Origin of the sequence: Methylobacterium sp. B1, assembly GCF_000333255.1 — a bacterium.
Classification (GTDB): Bacteria; Pseudomonadota; Alphaproteobacteria; order Rhizobiales; family Beijerinckiaceae; genus Methylobacterium; species Methylobacterium fujisawaense.
The window spans coordinates 1-776 of record NZ_BACT01000675.1; the positions used below are offsets into that span (position 1 = coordinate 1).

Sequence of the window (776 nt, forward strand, 5' to 3'; positions counted from 1 at the left end):
ACCTCTGGCGAACGCTTCACGGCCGATGTCCTCGCCACCCTGCGCGAGGGGGCGCCGTCGCCGGAGCCGCGCCACTTCCTGCGCAGCTTCGCCAACGCGGTGGCGTTCAAGCCGATCTTCGACACCAGCGCCTTCGTGCGCGCCTTCGTGCTCGACCCGGAGCCCCTGGACGTCGAGCGCGTGCGCCACTCCATCGCCAACTGGCGTCGGCTTCTGGAGACCATCGCCGAGCTGGAGAGCCGCCTCGGACGCCTGCGGCGCCTGCGCGACCGCTACGAAGCCTGGGGTGAGGCGGTCCTCGCTGCCGCGACGCACGAGCTGCGCGCGGCGAGCGCCGAGCTGCGCCGCCGGAGCCTCGACCTCATCGCCGTCCGGTCCCGGCTCCGGGAAGGCGCCGACACCCTGCGCATCGCCCGCGAGCGCGTCGCGGCGAGCCGCGGCTACGTCCGCGAGATCGACGGCGAGATCGCCGAGAAGAAGGCGCTGGCCACCGCGAGCGCCGCCGAGGGCCGGCTCGCCGCCTCGACGCTGGGCCTCTCCATGCTGGACCGCGACCGGAAGGAGCTGATCGGCCGGATCGGCGATCTCGTCGGCCTCGTCGGGCAGATGGCCAAGCTCCAGCCGGTCGCCCCGATCCTGCGCCAGAGCTGCCCGCAGGCGGCCCGCCTCGCCGAGGCCTGCGCCCGGGCGGGCCTGCGTCGGGAATCCTCCCCCGAGGAGATCCTGCGCCCCGAGGGGCCGCTCGCCGAATTGGCCGACGGGCTGGTGCGCCTGCC

General features: G+C 74.9%; 1 pseudogene. It reads left to right on the top strand.

Annotated features, from left to right (window positions below):
* A pseudogene (locus tag I53_RS19940) lies at nucleotides 1–776 on the top strand (ATPase); the annotation flags it as partial.